Here is a 24,599-nt window from a genome sequence, read left to right as displayed (position 1 = left end):
ACATATGACAATCCCAGCGCGTTCGCTTAAGAACTGCGCTGGGATTGTTTTTTTAAACCCTAAAACTCACACCACCCACACTGTCTTGGCCACCCAGCTAAAGCCGATGTACTCATAGTGCAGCGGGAATAGCTCCGATAGAGTTAGCCAAGAAACTGATTTTATTTGAGGGAGAAACCTTATGTATGTTCCGGAGAAAATCGGCACCGCGCTTAGCCCCAATGCCACCAAAGTGATGTTGCTCGGCTCTGGTGAGCTGGGCAAAGAAGTTGCCATCGCTTTCCAGCGCCTGGGTGTTGAAGTCCACGCCGTTGACCGTTATGAACATGCACCAGCACACCAGGTTGCTCACTTTGCTTATGTAATCAACATGAGCGATCCGGCAGAAATCCGCCGCCTGGTCACTGAAGTTAAGCCAGATTTTGTCATTCCTGAGATTGAGGCATTGGCCACTGATGAGCTGCTCAAGATTGAGGAAGAAGGACTGGCAACCGTAGTTCCTACCGCGCGCGCCACCAAGCTCACCATGAACCGCGAGGGTATTCGTCGCCTAGCTGCAGAGGAACTGGGCCTGCCCACCTCAAATTATGAATTCTGCTCCACCTTTGAAGAATTTGAGGCTGCAGCCACCAAACTGGGATACCCCAATGTGGTCAAACCAGTCATGAGCTCTTCCGGCAAGGGCCAGTCTGTGCTGAAATCCCCGGAAGATCTGCACAAAGCATGGGATTATGCCATGAGCGGTGCGCGCGTGAGCAATGCCCGCGTTATCGTGGAACAGTTTGTGGAGTTTGATTATGAGATCACCCTGCTCACCGTGCGTTCCATTGATCCCACCACCGGCAAAGATGCCACCTGGTTCTGTGAGCCTATCGGTCACCGTCAGGAAGATGGCGATTATGTGGAATCTTGGCAGCCTATGGCTATGACTCCTCGCGCCCTGGAAAATGCGCGCTCAGTGGCAGCCCGCGTAACCAATGCACTCGGTGGCCGTGGCGTATTTGGCGTGGAGCTATTTGTTTCTGGCGATGATGTTTATTTCTCTGAAGTATCCCCACGCCCGCATGATACCGGTTTGGTGACTCTGGGAACCCAGCGTTTTTCTGAGTTTGAGCTGCATGCAAAGGCGATTTTGGGTCTGCCAGTGGATGTCACTTTGGTATCCCCAGGTGCTTCGGCAGTGGTTTATGGTGGCGTTGACGCAGTCGGCGTGAGCTACTCCGGCCTGGCCGAGGCACTTGCAGTTGCTGAGACTGATGTGCGTATTTTTGCCAAGCCTGAGGCCTTCACCAAGCGTCGCATGGGCGTGGTTTTCTCCACTGCAGAGAACGTTTCTGCTGCTCGGGACCGCGCCACCTTGGCTGCGGCGGCCATTAAGGTCCACCCCGCGGAGTAACTTTAAGGCGCTTTTCGACGCCCCAATGCTTAAAGGTGGGTCCCCTAAGAGGGGACCCACCTTTTGGCGATTAGAGCAGTTTAATTCTTAAGATCAGCGAATTTATCGAGCTTTTCAGCGTCGAGGACCATGGGGAGGTGGGCAACTCCGGTATCGGAGAACTCTGGGCCACAGGCTTCGAATCCAAATTCCTTATAAAAGTCTACGAGGGGAAGCTGTGCGTTAAGCACTACATCACGCTCGGGGTATTGCTCATATGCCAGGCGTAGGGCGTTGTGCATAAGTTCGGTGGAAAGGCCGGTGCCACGTTCGGCCTTGGCTACCGCTGGGCGGCCGAGCTGTGAGAGCGGGGCGGCGTCGTCAAGCTCAATCTTTACCCCGGTGTAGGCGGAGAGTTCGGTGACGGTGGTGGGGACCAGGCGCGCACAACCTTCGAGGGTGGAAGGGAGAGTCTCGTGGCGCTGCCAAGCGAGGATGTGGTTGGTGGTGGGGGCGGCATCGATATCATCGATTTCTGCATACGGGGTGGCTTGTTCGTGTACGAAAATATCAACACGAAGCTTGTACAGCTTGTGTACCTCTAAGGAACTGAGTTCTAGAAGGTTAGAAACAGCGAAGTAACGGGTCATGAGAAAAGATTAGCCTGCCACATACCAAAAGCCCCACTGAATGAGCTATCTTTCACCGAATATTCACTACTAACATGCCAAAAGGCACTGCCTATCAGCTGATAGCAGTGCCTTTAAGCAGCGGTTTTACTAGGAGTTCTGGGTGGAACGAGCGTGGTGAACCATCTCATCCCATTCCACGATCTTCTTGCGCTCGCGGCCTTCAGGTTCGCCGAGTGCACGCTCTGCAGCATCAAGCAAGTGCCAGCCATCCCAGGTGGTGTAGGCGATGTCGCGGCCGTCCAAGAAGTTTAGGACTGCTTCGGTCTCAGGCTTAGCAGGTGCAGGCAAGGCGCCGTTAGCGTAATCGGCAAGCAGCATCTCGGTGGTTTCCTTGGCGTCGGACTTGGTATTGCCGATCAGGCCAATTGGACCGCGCTTAATCCAGCCGGTGGCGTAGAGGCCGGTGATTGCCTCGCCGGTTGCGGGATCAATGACGTGGCCGCCATCGTTTGGAATAACTGCGCGCTGCTCATCAAAAGGAACATCGCTAACAGCATCGGAGCGGTAGCCCACTGCACGGTACACAGCCTGGACATCCCAGGTGGTGAATTCGCCGGTGCCGGTAACGCCACCATTGCCATCAAGCTGGGTGCGCTCGGTCTTGATTCCTACAACCTTGCCATCTTCGCCGAGGATCTCTACTGGGGACTCGAAGAAGTGAATGAAAAGCTTGTGAGGAGCGCCCTTAGGATCGCGCATCGCGTACTGCTCGAGGGTCTGGCAGACCAGATCCTGGGACTTGGACTCGCGGCGTGCGGTCTCAGAAGCAGCGTCATAATCAATATCTTCAGGGTTGACCACAACTTCAATAGTTGGGGAGTGATCAAGTTCCTTCAGTTCCAGCGGGGTGAACTTGGCTTGGGCTGGGCCACGACGACCAAAGACGTGAACTTCCTTAGCCTTGTTCTGAGACAGGCTCTGGTAGACATTGTCTGGGATTTCAGTAACCAGCAGCTCATCACCAGTTTTTGCCAAGATGCGGGCAACGTCCAAAGCAACGTTACCAACACCAATGACGGCTACCTTTTCAGCGGAGAGATCCCAGCTGCGCTCAAAGTTTGGGTTGCCGTCATAGAAGCCCACAAATTCACCAGCACCGAAGGAACCCTCGAGGTCAGAGCCAGGAACACGGAGATCTTGGTCGCCGGTTGCGCCGGTGGAGAACACAATTGCATCGTAGAATTCGCGGAGTTCTTCAACGGTGACATCTTTGCCGATCTCCACATTGCCCAAGAAACGCAGTTGTTCCTTGTCCAAGACATTGTGCAAGGACTTAACAATGCCCTTGATGCGTGGGTGATCAGGTGCGACGCCATAACGGATCAGGCCGAAAGGTGCGGGCATACGCTCAAAAAGATCGATCTGAACATCCTGGTCAGACTTCATCAGGAGGTCAGATGCATAAATTCCAGCGGGGCCTGCGCCTACAACTGCGACGCGCAAAGTGCGAGACATATAAAGTACTTTTCCTTATTCATGGTGAATGTGAATGAACTAATGAAAAAAGCTAAGGGTTGAGCTATCAGCCCATTATGTTACGTGCTTAGTGCAGACTAATAAAGGCCGGGGCGGGGTCGCTTATGTAACCCTAAGCATCTGGGCCGGGGTTGTGGATGGGCGTTAAGGCGCCACCCTGCGCGCCTTAAAGGGATAAAATAAGCTTCTCGACGAGTGGAGAAACTTTGCAAAGTAGGCTTCGCAACTTGTAATAGGTACGTTCTGTTTTCTTGTTAATTCTTAGTTAATGCAGCTCAGGACAAATTTTAAAAGCGCTGCTTAAAGTGGTGGAAGAAAAGTTTTCCAAGGGTGCTGTGCACTAGGGATTGGGACGCTAGAATATGTAAAGAATCACAACACTCACCACAATGTGTTGAACGGCATATACCTGCACTGGAAGTTCGGTAGAGTTCAGGTGGAGCATAGAAAGGCGTTAAATGTCTGACACCCCAACCTCAGCCCTTATTACGACGGTAAATCGCAGCTTTGAAGGATTTGATCTCAACGCTTTGGCGGCAGATCTTGAAGTGCGGCTTGTTCACCTACCTGATGAGGAACTAGAGCTCTCCAGAGTCCTCAATGCTGATCTGCTAGCAGCTGGCCCTGCCCTCATTGTCGGTGCTGGAAATACCTACTTTGATGCGCAAGTAGCCGCTGCGCTGGGTCTTCCACTGCTGCTTCTCGTCGATAAGCTTGGTAAACATGTATCCCTGGCGCGCGCACAGGCGGGTAACGCTGGTGCGGTAGTCGCAGCGGCTTTTAGTGCTGATCAGGAGGCTGCGCCGGCGAAACTACGCAAGGCAGTACGCAATAACTCCCAGCTTGAGTCAGTGATGAGCGCCGAGCTTTTCGAAAGTTGGCTGCTCAAGCGAGCTCGCCAGGAGCGTGCACATATTGTGTTGCCCGAAGGTGATGATGACCGCATTTTGATGGCGGCACACCAGCTGCTGGAACAAGATATTTGTGATCTCACCATTTTGGGTGATCCCGCTGCTATTAATGAGCGCGCCACTGAGCTCGGGCTGCACCTAAAAACCGCATACGTGGTTAATCCGCTGACTGATCCCAAGCTTGATGAATACGCAGAGCACTTCTATGAACTGCGTAAAGCCAAGGGAATCACGCTGGAAGAAGCCCGTGAAACCCTCAAAGATATCTCCTATTTTGGCACCATGATGGTGCACAATGGCGATGCCGATGGCATGGTTTCCGGCGCTGCGCACACCACCGCGCACACCATTAAACCTAGCTTCCAGATTATTAAGACCGTCCCTGAAGCTTCTGTGGTGTCCTCCATTTTCCTCATGGTTCTCAAAGGTCGTTTGTGGGCCTTTGGTGACTGCGCCGTTAACCCCAATCCCACCGCTGCTCAGCTTGGTGAAATCGCCGTAGTTTCCGCCAAAACCGCAGCTCAATTTGGTATTGATCCGCGCGTTGCCATCCTTTCCTACTCCACTGGAAACTCTGGCACTGGCCCTGATGTGGACCGTGCCATTGAGGCTTTGGCAGAGGCTAAACGCCTTGACCCAGAGCTGAAAGTTGATGGACCTCTGCAATTTGATGCAGCCGTTGATCCAGGCGTGGCAAAGAAGAAGATGCCGGATTCTGAAGTTGCCGGCCACGCAAATGTCTTTATTTTCCCCGATCTTGAGGCCGGAAACATTGGCTACAAGACTGCCCAGCGCACCGGACATGCGCTGGCTGTGGGGCCAATTCTGCAGGGCCTTAATAAGCCAGTCAATGACCTTTCCCGTGGTGCAACGGTGCCAGATATCGTAAACACTGTTGCAATCACCGCTATTCAGGCAGGAGGGCGCTGATCATGGCCTTAGCACTGGTTCTTAACTCCGGTTCCTCTTCAATTAAGTTTCAGCTGGTAAACCCGGAAAATCACGCCACTGACGAGCCTTTTGCCTCAGGGCTAGTGGAACAAATCGGTGAGCCCATCGGCCGCATTGTGCTTAAAGTTGAAGGCGAAAAGCATGTGTTAGAAGCTCCCATTCCAGACCATTCCGCTGGCCTGAAACTGGCCTTTGATCTTATGGATCAACACAATTGTGGACCCTCCCAGGTAGACATTGTGGCTGTGGGACACCGCGTAGTGCACGGCGGAATTTTGTTCTCTGCTCCAGAGCTCATCACCGATGAGATTGTGGAAATGATCAGGGACCTCATCCCGCTGGCACCGCTGCACAATCCTGCAAATATTGATGGCATTGAAGTTGCCCGCAAGATTTTGCCTGATGTGCCGCACGTTGCTGTTTTTGATACCGGGTTCTTCCACTCCCTGCCACCAGCTGCTGCGCTTTATGCCATCAACAGTGAGGTAGCTGCGGAATATGGAGTGCGCCGTTATGGATTCCATGGCACCTCCCATGAATATGTTTCCCAGCGCACTGCAGAAATTTTGGAAAAGCCAGCAATTGACCTCAATATCATCACCTGCCACTTGGGTAATGGTGCATCAATGGCCGCTGTTGAAGGTGGCCGTGCCGTTGATACCTCAATGGGTATGACACCTTTGGCAGGTTTGGTCATGGGTACTCGTACCGGTGACATTGATCCGGGTGTGGTTTTCCACCTGGCTCGCAATGCTGGAATGAGCATTGATGAAATTGATAACCTCATGAATAAAAAGTCCGGTGTGAAGGGACTTTCTGGAGTTAATGATTTCCGCGAACTACGCCAAATGATTGACGAAGGTGACCAAGATGCATGGTCTGCCTACAACGTTTATATCCACCAACTACGCCGCTACCTTGGCTCATACATGATTGCTTTGGGCCGAGTTGACGTTATTGTCTTTACCGCCGGTGTGGGTGAAAATGCACAGTTTGTGCGTGAAGATGCCCTGGCTGGACTAGAAATGTATGGCATCAAGGTGGATCCGGAGCGTAATGCTTTGCCAAATGAGGGACCGCGCTTGATTTCTACCGATGATTCCAAGATCAAGGTTTATGTCATTCCTACCAATGAGGAATTGGCTATTGCGCGCTATGCAGTGAAATTTGCCAAAGCTTAAATGGCTGAGAGCTAGAGGGCTAGAGGGATAAAAAGGTGGACTCCAAGGTTGAACTGGAGTCCACCTTCCGTTTGTGCTTTTGGCCTTTTGCGGTGCCGGGATTGCGGTGCCGGGAGATGAAAAACCTAGAACCAGGTCAGTGGCCGCACTGAATTAGCCATATCAACCAGCGCATATCGGTGCTTGGCAAAAGGCGCGGAACGTGCCTGGAAGCGCAAAGCCTCCGCAATTCCAGAACGCAGGCCACGTTGTGAGAATGGATATTCAAAAAGCGGGTTATCAGAGGCAGATGCGTTTAGTTTGCTATCACGCAGCCACGATAAACCAGCTGACATCACCGCAATTTTGATCTGATTAAAGCGCGGTTCATTGGTCGGAATCTCAGAAAGACGGCGGGCTGCGCGGCGGATACGGGATTCACTCAAATTGGAGCTAACCAGCAGCAAAATGGTGGTGAGCACGGCCATGCGGTGGTGCGTGGAGGACTGTGACAACTTATCTAAAGCTTGTACCGCCATCTCAATTTGGTTTTCAGCCATGAGTTGACGGGCTAGTCCAAAAGCAGAGGACACAGTTGTCGGATTGGTTGCCCATACCAGGGCATAAAGACGCATGGTGTGGAAGCGCAGTACTTGGGGATCACTGGTGATATGTGACCAGGTATCACTTAAGGCTGCAAAGGCGGAAGGATCTAGATCTTCAAAATCCGTGCCTAGGGTGGAAGTGGCGCTGGCAATTTCTGGCGTGAGCAGGGCATTGTTTTCTTCGCCCATGTGCTGCAACAGGAGTTCATCAACAGCAGCCATCGCCAACTTGGGCGCTGCTTCGCCCGGGAGGATGTTTAGTACCGTGTTGAAATAAACTTGTGCGCTGGGGTAGTCGTCGAGAAGCAAATGCGTGATTCCTGAAAACCACTGATGACGCCAGTCATTGCCCAGCTGCTCTTCTAAAGTCTCAAGCCAAGCGCGCGCCTCAAGGGTAAAGCCGAGGTCAAGCAGGGCACGCACCACGCCAAGTGGGATTTCAATGGAATCGCGGTACTGCTCATCCTCCATAGCGTTGCGTAAGGTCTGCAAGGTTTCAGAAGGCTCGGCATAGGAAGAACCAGAAAGCATGCGGGCGCCGGAATCGGTGCGATCAACCAAAGGCACTGGTAGCGCTGAAACCACTTCGGGGGAGGTGATGCGGACTTGGCGTTCAATGCCGTCGATCAACTTATCGGTACGAAACACCAGGTGTTTGGTGCCAAAGGTGCTTCGTTGTGGGGAAAAGAGCGAATGCTGCGCGGGGAATTGTTTGCCATCGCGAACTGCCAGAATTTCACGCAGCACACCATAAAGCTGGGTGCGCAGTTCCACCACTGAAGAAAATCGCTTTTTGGGATCGGGCGCTGTTGCTCTTTGCAATAAACGATAAAAGCTCAGGTGACGGCGCAGCAGCGGCACATCACTGGGCGAAGGAATTCCCGGTGCAAGTACGCCATCTTCCACCGGTAGTTTTATGGTTAGCGCAGCGAGGGTACGACCGATGGTGAAAATATCCGAGGCAATGGAAGGGCCTTCGGTAGATACCTCCGGAGCCTGAAAGCCTTTGGTGCCATAAATATAACCAAAGGCGCCGATGCCGGTGACTGCTCCGAGGTCAATGAGCTTAATTTGATCTTCAGTGGCAATGATATTTTCTGGCTTGAGATCGTTATAAACCACGCCACGTTGGTGCAAATAATCCATGGCTGGCAAAAGCTCGAGGATATAACCAATCGCTAGATCAACATCAAGCACACCATCGGGTTGTGCTTTACAACGGTCTTTAAGCGAAGGGCCGTTGACGTACTCCATGACAATAAAGCCGCCGGGTACACGCGGATCGTCGATGAAGTTATAGGCCTTCACAATTCCAGGGTGGGTGATGTCTGCCAGGAACTCGCGTTCGGCTTCGGCGGTGCCTTGATCTTGTACCGAAGTTTGGGACATCATGCCCTTGAGCACCACGATGCGGCCCGACACATTATTGTCATTGGCCAAATAGATCCAACCCATGCCGCCGTGGGCAATAACGCCAAGCACTTCATACTGCTCAGCCACAATATCGCCAGGGTTAAGCTGCGGCGGTTCAATGCCGGGTTTGCGCTTGGCAGCTGGGTCAATAAGCAGTTCGTTTTCCGGGGTGGGCGTAATAAACGGCAATTCCACCATGCCGTCGGCAACTTGGCGTGACTCGCGCTTGATACGGCGACGTTCCCGGAATAAAGAAATTGCTTGTCGACGACTCCTCTCACTCGGGTCCACAGGCCGGCGGGGGCTGGCAGACGCCGCAGTGGCTGCGGTTGTAGCACTAGGTTGTTCGGTGGAACCAGTAGTAGCTGTCTCTTCAGCAGGCTCTTGGACTAATTGGCCATGGGTAGCACGTAATTGATCCAAGTCACGCAAGAGAAAGTCGAGGCCTTCGCCCTCAAACTCGTCTTCCTCGTCATCATCAGCGAAGGGATCAAATTTAACAGCGGCAGTGCCGGGGCTGTCTGGTACTAGATCGTCTTCATCATCGTCGTCGGCGAAAGGATTATAAGGCACTGCTTCGGTAGCTGGTGAGCCTTGATTGTCATCGGCAAAAGGATCAAATTTCACAGCCTCAGTGGCGGGAGAATCTTGTGGTTCTGGTCTATTGTGCTTCAACATTTTGCTCACCTTCCTCCGATTTATATTGCAGTGGTGGGGGACCATATGTGGCCAAGTAGGGGCCAAACCAGGTATTAAACATTGTCCACCATGTGGAGTCCGAGCGGACCCTTTCAATGGTGGAATTTACTTGTCTGATTAATCCGGAGGAATCATTGCCTGAGTTGCTGGGAGCTGCAGCAATGCCATAAGACTCCGTAGCCAAGGAAATCGGCAGGATATGGGTATAGGGATCTTGGGCCGCAATGCCAGATAGTATGGCGTCATCACCCAAAATCACCTGTGCTTGATGTTGCTGCAAGGCCATTAAGCAGTCAGACCAATTCCGTGTTTTAAGAATTGGGGACTGGGGAGCAATCGAGCGCGCTCTTTGGAGAGCAGTGGATCCTTCGGTCACGCAGATTGTTTGGCCTGCTAGATCTCCAATTCCTGCAATACCGGAGGAATCCATGGTCAAAAGCCTGGTTTGGGTGCGGAAATAGGGCGTGGAAAACTCCGCACGCTTTGCTCTTTCCGAGGTTATCGCTACCGAGCGAATAACAATATCCACATCACCTTGTTCCAAGGCGCGGAAGCGATCATTGGTATCTACAAAGCGGAAATCCACTCGCTCTGGATCGCCAAAAATATCGCGGGCGATTTCGCGCGCTAATTCCACCTCAAAGCCACGGAGCTCGCCGGTGACGGGATCGCGGAAGCTGAGCAAGTTTTGGGATTGATCAACACCAACGATGATGCGGCCGCGCTTATAAATCAGCGGGATGCGTTCTTCAGGGGTGAGATTATCCGGACGTAAGGACCCAGCCCAGTCATTATCACTATCCAAAATTGGGGCAATTGATCCAGCTTCTTCCAGCTCTGCTTCGGGCGGCAAAGGTGGTCCTGCTTCAGGATTAAGAGCAGTAAGTGTTTCCGTTTCCTCCACTGGCTGATCGGCACATGATGCCAAGAGTGTGGCACAGAGTGCACTGGCACAAATGGCGCGTGTAGTACGTGCCTGGAAGATTGCAGGGCTGCGGAAGATGAACATGTTATAAGTACTCCTGCAGCCGCGGACGAATGCCGATCCAAAGTGCTAAAACGGAAACAATCGACATAATAAGCACCATAATCGAGACCAACGCAGTAGCTTCAAGCCCGCTCTTAATGTAGGTACGCATCGAGGCCCTGGAATCCGTAATCAGTTCGGCCATGGCGGTGTCTAGGCTATCAAAACTGGATTTACCCTCTGCATCAGTGGCTAGCACTGTTTGCACGGCACTGTTGTAATCACCAGCAGAGAGCTGGGCAGTAAAGCGATCATGTTCACTAGTCCACGCTGCCAAGGCGTTACGTACCTCAGTAACCTTTTCCTGGTGCTCAGGAGTTTGAGACTGCACTGTGTTTTCATACTCATCTAGCGCCCGCTTAATTTGATTGCTGGTGGCATTAAAACCAGTGGCGCTGCCCTGGATGGACTGGCGGCGCACGAGAGAAAGCGTTTCAGTAGTTCGGGTTTGCTGTGCATAAATTCGCGCAGTGGTCATGGAGTTTAGGGGACCGGAAGCCTCTTCAAAACCCTTGGTGCCAGCTTGCCAGGTTGCCCAGTTGGCAGCAGACACCCACAGTGTAGCGGTGAGCATCAAAATGCTCGCTAGCGCAAAACCCTTGTTTATGCGACGCCGGGTTTTACGCATAAGCCACCACTGCGCAACCAACAACATCAAAATTGCAGCTACCAGACCTGATAGTGGGATCCATTGTGGCCGGCTGACGGTTTCTTGCTGCTCTGCCACATTCCTACTGGTTAGCGTATAAAGCTCAGATGCCTTAGGCAGAATGTCATTACGCATCATGGCACTGGCTTCTGCCATATAAGCCACACTGACCGGGTTGCCAGCACGGTTATTGGTACGCGCTGTTTCTACCAGCCCGGTATAAACCGGCAATTGGCGCTGAATCTCAATCACCAAATCCATGAGGTGTTCATCGGTGGAATCAGTGGACATCGCAGTGTGGGTTGCCGCAATGGTGGCCCGATCAATGGCCGTGTTGTATTTGATGCGGTTGGTGGGATTTTCCACACCAGCCTGCACAAATCCCGTGGTAGCGGTGGTATCTGCGATTGATAAAGAGGTATAGAGCACGTGAGCGTTGTAGGAAACAGGCTCCGCGTTGGTAATAAGTTCATCAAGGCGGGCTTTCCTGGAGTCAGAGGAGACTGACATGGCATAACCGGCTGCCATAATTGCTAAAGAAATCACCACGGTGAGCAGGGTAATTTTGCCCGGTGAGGTGGTGATAAAACCCCAGGCTTTACGCAACACAAAAAGTGGTTGCCCAAAAGACTCTTGAATAATGGAGTTTAAAATGCCTCTCTTGGAGGACATTTTGGAGGTTATAGGATCAAGCCAATGGTCTGGCTCTTCTTCCTCTTCACCTGCTGCTTCATCGTGAGCTACGGCGCCGGGTGGTTGTAAAGACTTTTTCCCATTTTTATAGGGGGTAGGTGGCAAGACATTATCTGATGTCTGACGTTTCTTTGGCTTGTCACTCTCATTGGGCACAATAATCGGTTGCGCATCTTCATCGGGCGTGGACATGCCAGAGCCTTGAGCGTCATGTGTTGAGCTTGACACTTGTGTGTGCTCCCCATTTCCATCCCGGGTCATTGTTTTAGGATAGCTTGACTACACCGTGGGAGAAAGTAGTGAGGCAGTCCGGCGATTTCTCTTATTGTGACTTAATTTGAAAAGGGCCAAAATTCCTGAATAACACCTGCATCTAGCCTATTGTGGACACTATGAAGGGTGATGGTGATGGCTGGGCTGCAGGCCCCAATGGTGCAGCGATGTGGGGTAAAAACGGTGCTGCTGGAATTTTGCTATTGGCGGGTCATGATGGGGAAGACCTTGATTCCTGGACCATGCTGATGCAGCACCGCGCGCATTGGACCAATAATGGCGGAACTTGGGCTCTACCCGGAGGCGCAAGGGATTCTCATGAAAGTGCAGCAGACGCTGCCCTACGCGAGGCACATGAAGAAACTGGCATTAATGCCACCGAAGTAGAAATCTTAAAGGCAGTAGTTACTGCAGGTCCTTTCCCTAAGGATCCACAGCGCCCGGAACTGCCAGGGGAGTGGAGCTACACCACAGTTATTGCCCGCACCATTGACGGTGAAGAGCTAGAGACCACCGCCAATAATGAATCCTTGGAATTGCGCTGGGTAGCACTATCAGAGGTAGCAGAGATGCCTTTGATGCCAGCTTTCCACAAGGCTTGGCCACAGCTGCGTGCACTCCTTGGTGAGCTAGCTATGACACACTAGGGGAATGATCAATGTTGTAGACCTCAGCAAGCAATACGGTCAGGTCCGCGCAATTGATGGCCTCAATTTTGCGGTCAAACCCGGAATTGTGACTGGTTTTCTCGGGCCCAATGGTGCAGGTAAATCCACCACCATGCGGTGTATTTTGGGTCTGGATAACCCCACCTCTGGCCACGCGACGATAGATGGCCAACCTTATCGTGAGCTAAAAAATCCCCTCACCCGCGTTGGTGCATTACTTGATGCCAAAGCCACCCACCCCAATCGCTCGGCTAAAAACCACCTAAAATGGATCGCCCAAGCCAATGGAATTTCATCCAAGCGGGTGGATGAGGTTTTGGAATTGGTAGGCCTGAGCGAGGTTGCTAAAAAGAAAACCGGTGGTTTCTCCCTCGGCATGGGCCAGCGTTTGGGCCTGGCTGCGGCGTTGTTGGGAGATCCGGAATATCTCATTTTGGATGAGCCAGTTAATGGCCTCGATCCCGAAGGTATTCACTGGGTACGCACCCTGCTACAAAACCTCGCCAAGGAGGGCAGAACGGTGCTGATCAGCTCGCACCTCTTGTCCGAAATGGCTCAGACTGCTGATCACCTAATAGTGATTGGTCGCGGCAAACTTGTTGCGGATACCCCTATGCAGGAATTTATTCGTACTCATTCAGCCACCACTGTCATAGTCCGCGCTGTGGAACAGGATGCGCTGGCAACAGCACTAAAGCGCGCCGGGATTGTTTTTGAACAGCACCTAGATGATCTCAATCGCCCAACTTTTGTTATTCAAGCTTCAAGCTCTGATGAGATCGGCACATTGGCCTTTGAAAATCGCCTTGCGTTGCTTGAACTATCAGAGCATCGCGCCTCCTTGGAAGAAGCATTCCTCCAGACCACTGGCGATGCAGTGCAATATCAAGCCACCGCTCCACAGCACACCCAGTTGGAAGGGAATAAGTAAATGATTAATACTCTTCGTTCTGAGTGGATCAAACTATCTACCACCAAGTCCTTTATCTGGACTACTGCACTATTTTTGCTTTTTAGTTTGGGATACGCAGCCCTAGCTGGCACGATGGCCACCGGCGATAGCTTGGCCACCGTATTCCTCTTTGCCGGAAATACCGTAACTGGCCTCTATCTGCTGGGCTTTTTGATGATCATGATTCAAGCGATCATGATGTACACCACCGAGTTCCGCTTCGGCTTCCAACAGCAGACTTTTCTTGCCACCCCTAAAAGATGGCAGGTGGCAGTGGCAAAATGGCTGCTTTATTTGGTCATTGCCGTGGTACTTACCTTTATCACGGTGTTGCTGTGCTTCTATACGGCAAAAGCTCTAGCCTCAGATACCGCAAGCTCCATCCTGGTGGTGTGGGAGGATGAGCAGGCGCGTCGCATAATGTGGCAGTATCCGCTGGCAGCAGCACTTCTGGTTACATTCTGCGCTGGAATTGCGCTTTTGCTTAAACACACTGCAGGTGCGGTGGCAGTGGTATTGGTGTGGCATTTTGCGCTAGAAAATCTTTTGTCTTTGTTGCCCCGAATTGGAGAATTTGTGGGTAAATATGGCCCCTTCACCAATCTTTATGGCTTTATCACCAATTATCAGTCGGTTGATCCGGGCTGGTCTGTAGAGATGGGTGGCCTGTACTTCGGGGTGTGGGCAGTGGTGCTATTTATCCTGGGTATTGTGGTGCTCGAAAAGCGCGATGCCTAGAGGAGCTTAAATGAAACCCTATTTCCAAGTAGATGTCTTTGGCACTGAGCCCTTGATGGGAAATCCTTTGGCGGTCATCGCCGCAGCTGATGATCTCAGCGAGCAGGATATGCAGCGCATTGCACGCTGGACCAATCTTTCGGAAACCACGTTTTTGTTAGAGCCCACCACCAAAGATGCCGACTACCGCGTCCGCATTTTTACACCCACCGGCGAGCTTCCCTTCGCCGGCCACCCCACACTCGGCACCGCGCATGCTTTCCTCGAACTCGGCGGCAAACCCAAAACAGAGGGCGTTGTTATTCAGGAATGTGCCGCTGGTTTAGTGCGGGTGCGCACCAGCGAAGGTCTTGCTTTTGAGGCACCACCAACCATCAAAAAAGGACCGCTTCTCGACGCCCACCTGCAGCGCCTATGCGGCGCTCTCGGGGTGTCACCGGAGTCCGTCATCGGCCACCAGTGGGTGGATAATGGGCCAGGTTGGGCAGTGGTGGAGCTTGCTTCAGCTCAGGAAGTACTTGCCGTAGAACCCGATTTTTCTAGCTTCCCTGAGGCCAAGGCAGGACTTTTGGGCGCTTATCCGGCTGGTTCCCCGGCAGCTTTTGAGGTACGAGCCTTTGCCCCTGGAATTGGGGAAGATCCAGTAACTGGCAGCCTCAATGCTTCTATTGCGCAATGGCTGCAGCGGGAAGGAAGAGCAGGTGCTGGATATCGCGCTACCCAGGGCCAAAAACTTCAGCACGCCGGAGAAATCATGATCGACATTGCAGGTGAAACTGTATGGGTAGGTGGCAGCACGCGTACCATTTTCCGGGGCGAAGCCATACTTTAGCGCAGGGTGTAGCAGGCCAACACAATTGATGGCAGGGCGATATACAGCCCAAAAATGATCATCAATGTTCTGACGTAACTGCGTGAAGCAATGCGCGCAGTTGCCGAGGACAATCTAATCAGCTGGCGGGAGAGCTGTGGAATACACAGCACTACGGCTGCTCCCACCACATTCATGATGGTGTGTACCAGGGCTGCCTGCATCGCAAATTCACTGAGACTGCTCACAATGGCCAAGGTGGCAAAAAGAGCGGTGAAGGTGGTACCCACATTGGCGCCCAAAATTACGGCCAACACGGGGCGTCGCCTAACGGTTCCAGATACCGCCACTGGCTGCATAGACGCCACGGTGACAGAAGATGCTGTAACCAAGAAGGTGAAAATCAGGCCCATTCCGAAGCTGACAATGGTGGAGCGGGCACTCGCCCGAGTTTTGCCACCAGTATTGACCAATTTATCAATGATGGATGTCGCGGTTGCTGCGGTAATGGTGCGGATTTGCGCACTCATCACTCGCACAGAGACCAGAATAAGCAGGGTGCCAAGGCTCAAACAGATAATGACAGCCAGGTTGTGATTTCCCACGTTGCCGATCAAACCTTGCATGCCGATTGCCTCGACAAAAGGATTCAAAATCTTGGTGATGATTTCGCTGGTAGGAACCACACCAGGAGTATCTTCGGCAAGGAGAGTGGCAAAATAACCACTAATGCTGCGGAGTGGATGGAAAAGAATTTCCATAACAAAGAATCCTGCTGCGGTGAGAATATTAAACCAAGAGTGCATAGCTGCAGTGGTAAAGGCTTTTTTGAATTCTCTGCGTTCACCAATATAGGAAAAGGCCACCAGCATCGGGGTGATGGAAGTGCCGATATTGGCGCCGATAATTAAAGGAACCGCCACCGAAACTGAGACCAATCCCGAGCCCACCGCTGTGACTGTGAGTGTCGTGGTGGTCGAAGATGATTGCACCAAAGCTGTGGCTAAAATGCCGATCGCCAAGCCGGTGAGGGGATCTTGGGCGAATTGGTACATGCGGTTGGCAGTGGAGGTGCCGGTTGCATACACGCCATTCAAGATGAGGTTAATGCCAAGGCTAATGGCAAAAACTGCGATGACAACAAGGATCCAGCGAACGAGCTTGCCCCAGCCAGACAATAAAACTTGGTCTTGGCCGGCGGCTATGTTCTTGGGATTTATCGGGTGAAAGGTACCAGGCAAAAATGCCGCTGCTGGACCCTGATTGGTTGGAATCGGGGGCGGTAGGGTGCGGCGCGGATGCTGGACAAATTCAAAGCTGCTAGCCACGCAGCGACCCTCCCTTAACGATATAGAAAATGATTGGTAAAAATTATCGAGAGGGGCATTCTAATTGCATTCACTCGCGAAGTTTTATCTTAATCTTACATTGCATTTGGGTAAACAAACCAATAACAAAGCATTCATGAAGCTCAGATGCTTAAAAGGTGCTACCTTATCTATCACTTTTCATTGATAGATAACATCATTTTAGTTGGCTCAATTTCAGGCAGCGATTAACCTCTTTAACTTAGCCTTAGAAAAACTCACGGAATGTATGGCCGAGGATGAGAACACCACAACGACTAAGCACACCCCTCATTTGGGGGTTGGCCCTCCTAGCAGCAAGCCCTGCACTATCCACCGATATGTATTTGCCGGCGATGCCAGGCATTGCTGCAGATCTAAATACCACGACGCCCTTGGTGCAGCTGACACTCTCAGCATTCATGGCGGGAATGGCTATTGGGCAACTAATTATTGGACCTATTTCAGATCAATTAGGCCGTAAAGGCCTTCTTATCGGCGGAGCGGTAGCTGCGCTGATTGCTAGTGTGCTGTGTGCAGTCGCGCCGTCGATAAGCGTTTTAATTGCTGCCCGAATCCTGCAGGGTCTCGGCGGTGGCGCCTGCGTGGTGATTTCACGCGCGATCGTGCCTGATCTGGCGCGTGGTAAAAAAGCTGCGCAGGCTTTTGCACTGCTGATGATTATTCAAGGTGTGGCACCGGTGGCCGCCCCACTTTTTGGTGGGGTGCTGGTGGAACATGTGGGGTGGCGCGGAATTTTTTGGACCTTGGCGCTTATTAACGTGGCACAACTGATGGTGGTGATCTTTGGTATTAGGGAATCTAAGCCGGTGGAGGAACGCAGCGCCGCCGGAGTACGAGGCATGTTGGCTAACTACGCATTTGTGCTGGGCAACCGGCAATTCCTGGCTTATGTTTTAACTCTAGCTTTCGCCTTTGGTGCGCTCTTTTCTTATATTTCGGCCTCCCCTTTTGTTATTCAAACTCAAATGGGAATGTCAGTGGGTGTATTTTCGCTGATTTTTGGAGTAAATGCCTGTGGCTTAATTATTGGCGGAATGGTGAATCGACGGCTTTTGCAAAAAGTGCATGCGCATAAAGTGATGCGCACGGTACTGCTGAGTTTTGTTATTCTCTGCCTGTTATTACTGCTAGAGGTGCTTTTTGTGCAGTGGACGCCACTGTTTTTGGTGCTGCTTTTCCTACTTATGTCCCATATTCCGATGATTATGGCTAATGCCACCGCACTGGGCACAGAAGTTGTGCGCGCTCGGGCGGGATCCGGCTCGGCCATTTTGGGATTTACCCAATTTTCCATGGCAGCACTGGTTAGTCCTTTGGTCGGCTTGGGCTCAGATAAAGCCCTCACAATGGCGCTGGCAATGGCCATTTCTGCCTTGTGTGCCCTTGGATTTTCCTACTTAGCAGGACGTAAAGGCTTACCAACGATGGCCTAAAACACCTCTGAAATTATTGCAGGGCAGAGGTCAAGCGCATGACATTATCCACATAACGTCGGCCCCAGCTGCGCTGATTCCATTTATCCAAGGTCAGGCGGGTGCTTTTGGCCTGGTACTGAGCAGTGAGCTTGTTGAGGTCTTGGATGAGATTGCCCTTGGCAATCATCATGGAGACCTCGTAATTCAAACCAAAACTGCGCATATCCAAATTGGAGGACCCAACTACACCTAGGGGTTCCAATACTGGAGCTGCAGGATCATCGGAAATATCGGGATCTGCCAGCACAAACTTGGAATGCAGCACGGTGGGCTTGGGGAATTGATAAATGATCACCCCAGCCTCTAACAGGCTTTGATAATAAGAAGACTGGGCATGATCCACCATAAATTGATCAGCCTGTTCAGAGACCAAAAGTTCTACCCGAACCCCGCGATAACAAGCAGAGGTGACGGCCTCCAGCAGGGATTCGTCGGGGATGAAGTAGGGGCTGCACAGCACCAAACGTTTTTTGGCGTGGTGCACAATGGAGTTGAACATGCGCAGGTTGGGCTCGGTGGTATATCCGGGCCCGGAGGGGACAATCTGCACCACATTGGTATCTGATTTTTGGTCAGTATTTGGAGTGGATTCATGCGCTTCTTGGTGGTCAGAAATATCCAAGGCTTCATTGGATTCCACAAACCAGTCGCCAGCGAAAGTCATTTCCAAAGAGGAAACAATCGGGCCGGACATCTCCACCATGACATCTATCCATTCACGCCCAATTTTGACATTACGACGCATCAAATAGCTGGGATCGATCATGTTCTGGGAGCCAATAAAACCGGTGTGCCCATCCACAATGAGCATTTTGCGGTGGTTGCGCAGATCCGGGCGACGGAAGCGACGACGCCACGGCTGTAGCGGCAACATGAGATACCAATCGATACCCATGAGGGTGAGCTGTTTTTTGAGTTTCCGATAACCGGGGTATTTCCAGCTGCCTACATGATCAAAAAGTAGGCGCACTTTTACACCTCTTTGCACGGCACGTTCCAAAGATTCAAAAAATGGTTTGGTCAGCGGGCTCCACGCCATAATGTAGATCTCTACATACACATAGTGCTTGGCGCTATCTACCACTTCAGTCATGCGGTTGAGGGTTTCCCGATAATCGGAATACACCCCGTGATTAACGCCTGTTAATGCTGGCATGCTGGTCAGGCGCCTATTGAGGCGGATTACAGAGCGCAGCTCCGGGGAAAGCTCCATGCCTACTGGGGAATCGGGCACATCCTCGTGCACATTTTCAATAAGATCATTAACTTCTTGTTGAATGCGGTGGCGTCGACGGTTGATATAGGGCGAACCCATCAAAAGGAATAGTGGCAAGCCCAGGAAAGGGATTAACAAAATTGCCAGCAACCAAGCCGTTGAGGAACTGGGTCGGCGACCCTCTGGAACATATCCAATGGCCAGGATCTTAATTGAATAATCAATAAGGAGGCCTATGGACTGCCATAGTTCCAGATTTACCTCAAAAGACATTGCATTACACCGAATAATCCACAATTACAGGAGCATGGTCAGAGGCTTGTTCACCAGCACGCTCTTCCGCATCAACAAAGGTGTGGCCTGCGAGGGCCGCAAGTGCGGGTGATGCGAGCTGGAAATCAATGCGCATGCCCTCGCCTTTAAGGAAACGCGCGCCCTTATAATCCCAATAAGTATAAGTGCCAGGGCCGGGAGTTGTCGCCTTTAAGCCAGCCTCCAAAAGCGCTTCAAAGGCCGCACGTTCCGGCTCAGTGACATGGGTTTTACCCTCAAAAGCTGCCACATCCCACACATCTAAATCAGTGGGGGCAATGTTGAAATCGCCTAAAAGCACTAATTTCTCTGCCGAGTTTTCCGCCAAGGTATCCACCACATAATTGCGCAGCGCAAAAAGCCAACGCAGTTTGTAGTCATAGTGTGGATCGGCAATTTCACGGCCATTAGGCACATAAAGGCTCCACACCTGCACTCCGCCACAGCGTGCACCAATGGCGCGAGCCTCAATGTCTTGTTCCTTGGTGGGATCTTTGTGGAAACCAGGCTGAGCTGGGAAATGAGTCTGAACATCAGTAATCCCCACGCGGGAAATAATGGCCACACCATTCCACTGGCTAAGCCCAAAATGGGCTACTTCATAACCAATCTCCGTAAATCGTTCAAAAGGAAATTGCTCATCTTTGCACTTGGTCTCCTGCACTGCCAGCACGTCAACATCATGGCGAAGCAAAAAGTCGACCATCCGGTCCACACGGGTGCGGGCTGAGTTGACGTTCCAATTAACAATGCGCATGTCTTATACAGTAGCGCTTTTAAAATTGCGCAACCGAGTCGGCGTCGAATAGCGCTTTTCGACGCCGCCCCGGCACCTGGGGTACCCCAGGTTAACGGCGGTGTTCCGCATAGCGGTGGCGGTGATGCTCGGTGAAACCGAGCTTATGATAAAGCCCAATTCCAGCCTCATTATGAGCTACCACCTGCAAATATGCCTCCGTGGCACCCATTTCGGCGCCCCACTGCTGAATCAGTGCGCCGAGCGCGGTGCCCAGCCCCCGGCGTCGAAAAGCAGGGGCAACCTCAACCGCTGAATAACCCAAGAAGTGACGCTCCTCGGCGGCTGTGATGGTGGCACGGGTAATGGCCACCGTTTCACCGGCTGGAGTAGTAAAACGACCAAAGCCCATCTGTCCTTCAATCTGGGTGCGCAATAATTCCAAAGCCTCCGGAGGCAGCGCCTGTCCACGGAAATGGTACATATTCAGCCAATCAGCATCTGGCTGCGCATCCACACTAAATTCCAAATCTGCTGGCATTTCAGGCTGCGGAATGGCCTCCAAAGACTTGGTCATAACCACAATCTCTGGGCCCATAATCCACTCCTGTGGAGCCGCATCAACCACCTTTTGAGCGGGGCGGCCAATGCGCTCTGGAATATGCAGACGCATTGGCAAATTATGCTCCGCATAAAAACGCGCGATATCTGCCATGGGGACCGACTCAAATCCGACACTTGGCCCCAATGGGGAAGCAGAATTGGAACGCTCCGTAATGCCATCGCCGGCGCGCATCAACCAGCCATTAGACCATTCATGCACCAAACCTGGAAAAGCCTTGGCGGTAGCAACTTCCACTGCCCGAATATCAGAATTACGAATGGTGCGCGGGGAGAGGATCTTGATGACCTCAATTTGCTCGGCAGACACCGTGATTTCCGCAGCCTCGGAGGGCATGCCACCAATTGACTGCGGCCGCACCACCAATGGATCCACTCCTAAGACGTGTCCGATGACATCGGTCCAGTGCACTGCCTCAGGAGTTGCTCCAGGAATACGGCGCCGCAAAACTATACGATCGCCGATTTTAGGCTCCTGGCTGCGAAAACGCGGAAGACTAGGCGTCATGCCCGAAAGGATCCTCATCTTCGCCTGGCATCCAGGTCAAACCAGCTTCAGTCCAACCATTGGCTTTAATGGTCTTCTTTGCCATGCGCTTCCAGCGACCAATAAGCACATCGGTATAAAGGAAACCGTCCAAGTGGCCGACCTCATGTTGGAAGCAACGTGCCAAGAAACCTTCAGCCTCAACAGAAACTTCCTCACCCTTTTCATTCAGGCCAGTAACCTTAGCCCAATGAGCACGGCCGGTGGGGAAACCTTCACCAGGAACTGAGAGGCAGCCTTCTTCATCGGTGCCATCATCAGCGGGCATGGTCTCGGGGATTTCCGAGGTTTCTAACACTGGGTTAATAAAACAACCCTTGTGCATATTGCCTTCATCATCTGGGCAGTCATAGACAAAGATGCGCTTGGATACACCAATCTGGTTGGCAGCAAGGCCCACACCATTGGCTACATCCATGGTTTCAAACATATCTGCAATGAGTTCTTGCAGCTCAGAGACATCTTCAGTAACAGGTGCGGTGGGGTTGTGGAGAACAGGATCACCACAAATAACAATTGGTCGGACAGTCATGCTTTACAGTTTAGGCATGCTATCCGCAGATGATTTAAAGATCCTCAACTTTGAGGCCTCCGCACCCCGCGGTGTAGGTGCAAAAGAGGAGGCCATTCGGGCCACTTTTGATATAGCCCCGGTGCGTTATTATCAGCGGCTTAACCTCATTATTGATACCCCCGACGCCATGAAACTAAACCCAACATTGGTGTCCAGGTTACGGCGACGCGCTGGAAAGATAGACTAATCACCATGACTTCGGACATGCAGAATTCTCCACAGGATCCCACTCCCACCCCTGGCCCTGCCGCAGGTGGGCTACCCATGCGTGGTTTTGCCATGATTTTGATCGCAGTAGCAGTGCTTTTGGGTGCCTGGGCACTTTGGTCAATGACCAGCAAAGACGATTCTTCAACGGTTGCCACCACCGAAACCCAATCTCCAACTACTGTCGCTGGAACGGCTGTTTCCCAAGCACCCGCACAAAGCTCCGTAGCTGCTGCTCCAATTAGTTCTGCGCCGGTTGCTGCAGGTGCTAACACTTCTGCTCCCGCAACTGCTGCGGCAGGTGCGCCTGCTGCTGGTGCAACCGGTGCTGCTGGTTCCGCTAATGCTGCAGGTACCCCGGTAACCACCCTGCACGTGCTTAATAACTCCACCGTTCCACAGTTGGCAGCACGTGTTGCTGATGAACTCAAGGGTGACTATGAGCACGTAGAATCCGGCAACCTTTCCGATGTAGTTGTGCCAGAAAACACCGTGTACTTCACCCCAGGTAATACTGCTGCTGAAGAGGCTGCTCGTGAACTCGCGGACCGTGTTGGTGGCATTGCCGTAGCGCGTACCGACGTTCTGCCTAAGGAAACCGAAGGAAATGACGCCATTGTCTTGGTTTTGACCCAAGACGTAGCACTGTAGAAACCCCTAGTTTTTAAGCAATAATTCCCAAAAGTTTTGAGGAGGCTCACGCCATGGGCATTGAGTTTAAGCGTTCACCGCAACCGACCCTCGGTGTGGAATGGGAGGTGGCACTGGTTGATCCAGAAACCCGCGACCTCGCGCCACGCGCCTCGGAGATTTTGGATATTGTGAGCAAGCGCCACCCAGATGTGCATTTGGAAAGAGAATTTCTCCAAAACACCGTGGAATTGGTTACCGGAATTTGCCACACCGTGCCGGAAGCCATTGCTGATCTTGACCACAGCTTGTCCGCTGTTAAAGAAGCAGCCGATGAGCTGGGCCTGAATTTATGGACCTCTGGTTCACATCCTTTTTCTGATTTCCGGGAAAACCCGGTGTCAGAAAAAGGTTCCTATGATGAGATCATCGCGCGTACCCAGTACTGGGGAAACCAAATGCTCATTTGGGGAATTCATGTGCACGTGGGCATTAGCCATGAAGACCGAGTCTGGCCAATTATCAATGCTTTGGTGACTAACTACCCGCATATCCTGGCAATTTCTGCGAGCTCACCGGCTTGGGATGGCATTGATACCGGCTATGCCTCCAACCGCACCATGTTGTATCAGCAGCTTCCCACCGCTGGTTTGCCCTACCAATTCCAAAGCTGGGGTGAGTGGGTAAGTTATATGGCTGACCAGGATAAATCAGGCGTTATTAACCACACTGGTTCAATGCACTTTGATATCCGTCCTGCATCCAAGTGGGGCACCATTGAGGTGCGTATTGCCGATTCCACCTCCAACCTGCGCGAGCTCTCTGCAGTGGTGGCACTAATTCATTGCCTCGTGGTGCACTACGACCGCATGATTGACCGCGGTGAAACTTTGCCAACGCTGCAGCCTTGGCATGTCTCTGAAAACAAGTGGCGTGCTGCACGATATGGCCTGGATGCGGAAATTATTATTTCCCGCGATACGGATGAAGCCATGGTGCAAGATGAACTACGCCGCACGATAGCGCAGCTGCATCCTTTGGCTGCTGAGCTGGGATGTTCTGGTGAGCTTGAGCTTGTTTTGGAAATCCTGGAGCGTGGTGGCGGATATGAACGCCAGCGCAGGGAATTTGAACGCACTGGTAGTTGGCTCGCTGCCGTAGACCTTGCGTGTTCAGAAATGGAGCAGCTCAGGCCTCTCGGAGGAGAATAGCGTGCACAGCCGTCATATTGTTTTCATTCCGGAAAACCGCGAGATGCCTGATGTTTTTACCGATGTGGTCAATGAAATCTCACCGGAACTTGGGTTAAAGCCACGCATTATGCCGTGGTCGGGTTCCCTCGATGATGGAATTCGCGCGGTGGAGTCCTATCTAGACCGCGAGGAAATCCGCAAAGTGGTGTTGGTAGCTGCGGGTAGTGGAGCCGGTGTGGCTTTAAAAATTGCCGCGCAGCAACCACAGCGGGTGGAAAAACTCATCCTTGATTCCCCCTTGGTGCTCCTCGATAAAAAGCAGCTTAAGCAGGCTAAATCGGCGCTTAAGGTGATTCCTGGATTTTTATTCCGCAAGCAGAGCAAAAAAGACGTGCTCAGCCAGTTGGATAAGGCTCAGGAAGAACCCACCCCGGCGTTTGGCCAAGCGCACACTCCGACCTTGATTATCCAAGGCGGCGCTGCCAAAAATGCTCAGGGTACTGCTTTGGCTGAGCAGTTGCCACAGGTAACGAGCCACCTCATCGATGGGGCAGGGCATTTGACTTACCGCACCCATGGCAGTGAAACCGGCTGGGCACTGAATAACTTCTTAAAGAGCTAGAAG

General features: G+C 52.1%; 22 protein-coding genes. 12 read left to right on the top strand and 10 right to left on the bottom strand.

Going from position 1 to position 24,599, the window contains the following annotated elements; translation table 11 throughout:
* Nucleotides 1-181 precede the first annotated feature (181 nt).
* On the top strand, nucleotides 182-1,396 hold the full coding sequence (gene purT / locus H924_RS11780; protein WP_015652185.1) for a formate-dependent phosphoribosylglycinamide formyltransferase: 1,215 nt from the start codon (nucleotides 182-184) through the stop codon (nucleotides 1,394-1,396).
* Nucleotides 1,397-1,476: 80 nt separating this feature from the next.
* On the opposite strand, the gene H924_RS11775 is transcribed toward purT, so the two are convergent.
* Together H924_RS11775 and H924_RS11770 are read right to left on the bottom strand one after the other, a co-directional pair.
* A complete protein-coding gene (locus tag H924_RS11775) occupies nucleotides 1,477-2,025 on the bottom strand; it encodes a GNAT family N-acetyltransferase (protein ID WP_015652184.1) in 549 nt (182 codons plus the stop codon).
* A gap of 129 nt (nucleotides 2,026-2,154) precedes the next feature.
* The gene (locus tag H924_RS11770) at nucleotides 2,155-3,522 is read right to left on the bottom strand and encodes an FAD-dependent oxidoreductase (protein WP_015652183.1); all 1,368 of its coding nucleotides are present in this window, start codon (nucleotides 3,520-3,522) and stop codon (nucleotides 2,155-2,157) included.
* A 479-nt stretch (nucleotides 3,523-4,001) separates the two neighbouring features.
* Here H924_RS11770 and pta point away from each other — a divergent pair, with 479 nt between their 5' ends.
* Both pta and H924_RS11760 read left to right on the top strand, forming a co-directional pair.
* Nucleotides 4,002-5,384 (top strand): phosphate acetyltransferase, encoded by a 1,383-nt coding sequence (pta, locus tag H924_RS11765; protein ID WP_015652182.1) that lies wholly within the window; start codon nucleotides 4,002-4,004, stop codon nucleotides 5,382-5,384.
* A 2-nt stretch (nucleotides 5,385-5,386) separates the two neighbouring features.
* Nucleotides 5,387-6,586 (top strand): acetate kinase, encoded by a 1,200-nt coding sequence (locus tag H924_RS11760; RefSeq protein ID WP_015652181.1) that lies wholly within the window; start codon nucleotides 5,387-5,389, stop codon nucleotides 6,584-6,586.
* A gap of 125 nt (nucleotides 6,587-6,711) precedes the next feature.
* Here the strand turns inward: H924_RS11760 and H924_RS11755 are convergent, their stop codons facing one another.
* Genes H924_RS11755 through H924_RS11745 form a run of 3 tightly spaced genes read right to left on the bottom strand, consistent with a single transcriptional unit; the run spans nucleotide 6,712 to nucleotide 11,630 of the window.
* Nucleotides 6,712-9,261, bottom strand: a complete 2,550-nt coding sequence (locus H924_RS11755; RefSeq protein WP_015652180.1) for a serine/threonine protein kinase — start codon at nucleotides 9,259-9,261, stop codon at nucleotides 6,712-6,714.
* Nucleotides 9,245-10,291, bottom strand: coding sequence for a glutamate ABC transporter substrate-binding protein (locus H924_RS11750; protein WP_015652179.1), 1,047 nt, complete (start codon nucleotides 10,289-10,291; stop codon nucleotides 9,245-9,247). Before H924_RS11750 ends, H924_RS11755 begins: the two co-directional genes overlap by 17 nt.
* 1 nt (nucleotide 10,292) lies before the next feature.
* Nucleotides 10,293-11,630 (bottom strand): membrane protein, encoded by a 1,338-nt coding sequence (locus tag H924_RS11745; protein ID WP_042393021.1) that lies wholly within the window; start codon nucleotides 11,628-11,630, stop codon nucleotides 10,293-10,295.
* Between the two features lie 413 nt (nucleotides 11,631-12,043).
* Here H924_RS11745 and H924_RS11740 point away from each other — a divergent pair, with 413 nt between their 5' ends.
* The 4 genes from H924_RS11740 to H924_RS11725 are packed head-to-tail and all read left to right on the top strand — an operon-like array spanning nucleotide 12,044 to nucleotide 15,114.
* Nucleotides 12,044-12,571: an NUDIX domain-containing protein gene (locus tag H924_RS11740; protein ID WP_015652177.1), complete on the top strand. Its 528-nt coding sequence runs from the start codon at nucleotides 12,044-12,046 to the stop codon at nucleotides 12,569-12,571.
* Between the two features lie 4 nt (nucleotides 12,572-12,575).
* Nucleotides 12,576-13,523, top strand: a complete 948-nt coding sequence (locus H924_RS11735; protein ID WP_015652176.1) for an ABC transporter ATP-binding protein — start codon at nucleotides 12,576-12,578, stop codon at nucleotides 13,521-13,523.
* Nucleotides 13,524-14,282 (top strand): multidrug ABC transporter permease, encoded by a 759-nt coding sequence (locus H924_RS11730; protein WP_015652175.1) that lies wholly within the window; start codon nucleotides 13,524-13,526, stop codon nucleotides 14,280-14,282.
* A 10-nt stretch (nucleotides 14,283-14,292) separates the two neighbouring features.
* Nucleotides 14,293-15,114 carry a PhzF family phenazine biosynthesis protein gene (locus H924_RS11725; RefSeq protein ID WP_015652174.1) on the top strand — a complete coding sequence of 274 codons (822 nt, stop codon included), beginning with the start codon at nucleotides 14,293-14,295 and terminating at the stop codon, nucleotides 15,112-15,114.
* Here H924_RS11725 and H924_RS11720 read toward each other — a convergent pair.
* Nucleotides 15,111-16,421 carry a Na/Pi symporter gene (locus H924_RS11720; protein WP_015652173.1) on the bottom strand — a complete coding sequence of 437 codons (1,311 nt, stop codon included), beginning with the start codon at nucleotides 16,419-16,421 and terminating at the stop codon, nucleotides 15,111-15,113. The two genes, H924_RS11725 and H924_RS11720, sit on opposite strands and share 4 nt — an antisense overlap.
* 278 nt (nucleotides 16,422-16,699) lie before the next feature.
* Here H924_RS11720 and H924_RS11715 point away from each other — a divergent pair, with 278 nt between their 5' ends.
* Complete coding sequence (locus H924_RS11715; RefSeq protein WP_029703002.1) at nucleotides 16,700-17,896, top strand: multidrug effflux MFS transporter; 1,197 nt, start codon at nucleotides 16,700-16,702, stop codon at nucleotides 17,894-17,896.
* Between the two features lie 13 nt (nucleotides 17,897-17,909).
* Here H924_RS11715 and cls read toward each other — a convergent pair whose 3' ends face one another.
* The 4 genes from cls to H924_RS11695 all read right to left on the bottom strand — a co-directional run bounded on the left by cls (nucleotide 17,910) and on the right by H924_RS11695 (nucleotide 21,902).
* A complete protein-coding gene (cls, locus tag H924_RS11710; RefSeq protein ID WP_015652171.1) occupies nucleotides 17,910-19,427 on the bottom strand; it encodes a cardiolipin synthase in 1,518 nt (505 codons plus the stop codon).
* A gap of 4 nt (nucleotides 19,428-19,431) precedes the next feature.
* A complete protein-coding gene (locus H924_RS11705; protein ID WP_015652170.1) occupies nucleotides 19,432-20,223 on the bottom strand; it encodes an exodeoxyribonuclease III in 792 nt (263 codons plus the stop codon).
* Between the two features lie 91 nt (nucleotides 20,224-20,314).
* Nucleotides 20,315-21,331 carry an N-acetylglutamate synthase, CG3035 family gene (locus H924_RS11700; protein WP_015652169.1) on the bottom strand — a complete coding sequence of 339 codons (1,017 nt, stop codon included), beginning with the start codon at nucleotides 21,329-21,331 and terminating at the stop codon, nucleotides 20,315-20,317.
* Nucleotides 21,321-21,902 carry a peptide deformylase gene (locus tag H924_RS11695; protein ID WP_015652168.1) on the bottom strand — a complete coding sequence of 194 codons (582 nt, stop codon included), beginning with the start codon at nucleotides 21,900-21,902 and terminating at the stop codon, nucleotides 21,321-21,323. Before H924_RS11695 ends, H924_RS11700 begins: the two co-directional genes overlap by 11 nt.
* Nucleotides 21,903-21,918: 16 nt before the next feature.
* Here H924_RS11695 and H924_RS11690 point away from each other — a divergent pair, with 16 nt between their 5' ends.
* The 4 genes from H924_RS11690 to H924_RS11675 are packed head-to-tail and all read left to right on the top strand — an operon-like array spanning nucleotide 21,919 to nucleotide 24,596.
* Nucleotides 21,919-22,131, top strand: coding sequence for a DUF3263 domain-containing protein (locus tag H924_RS11690; protein ID WP_029703004.1), 213 nt, complete (start codon nucleotides 21,919-21,921; stop codon nucleotides 22,129-22,131).
* Nucleotides 22,132-22,136: 5 nt separating this feature from the next.
* On the top strand, nucleotides 22,137-22,802 hold the full coding sequence (locus tag H924_RS11685; protein WP_015652166.1) for a LytR C-terminal domain-containing protein: 666 nt from the start codon (nucleotides 22,137-22,139) through the stop codon (nucleotides 22,800-22,802).
* Nucleotides 22,803-22,855: 53 nt separating this feature from the next.
* A complete protein-coding gene (locus H924_RS11680; RefSeq protein ID WP_015652165.1) occupies nucleotides 22,856-23,992 on the top strand; it encodes a glutamate--cysteine ligase in 1,137 nt (378 codons plus the stop codon).
* A gap of 1 nt (nucleotide 23,993) precedes the next feature.
* Nucleotides 23,994-24,596: an alpha/beta fold hydrolase gene (locus tag H924_RS11675; RefSeq protein WP_015652164.1), complete on the top strand. Its 603-nt coding sequence runs from the start codon at nucleotides 23,994-23,996 to the stop codon at nucleotides 24,594-24,596.
* Nucleotides 24,597-24,599 lie beyond the last annotated feature (3 nt).

The sequence above is a fragment of the Corynebacterium callunae DSM 20147 genome (assembly GCF_000344785.1).
Classification (GTDB): Bacteria; Actinomycetota; Actinomycetes; order Mycobacteriales; family Mycobacteriaceae; genus Corynebacterium; species Corynebacterium callunae.
The sequence above is the reverse complement of the archived record's forward strand: the minus strand, read 5'-3'. Positions and strand labels throughout refer to the sequence as shown.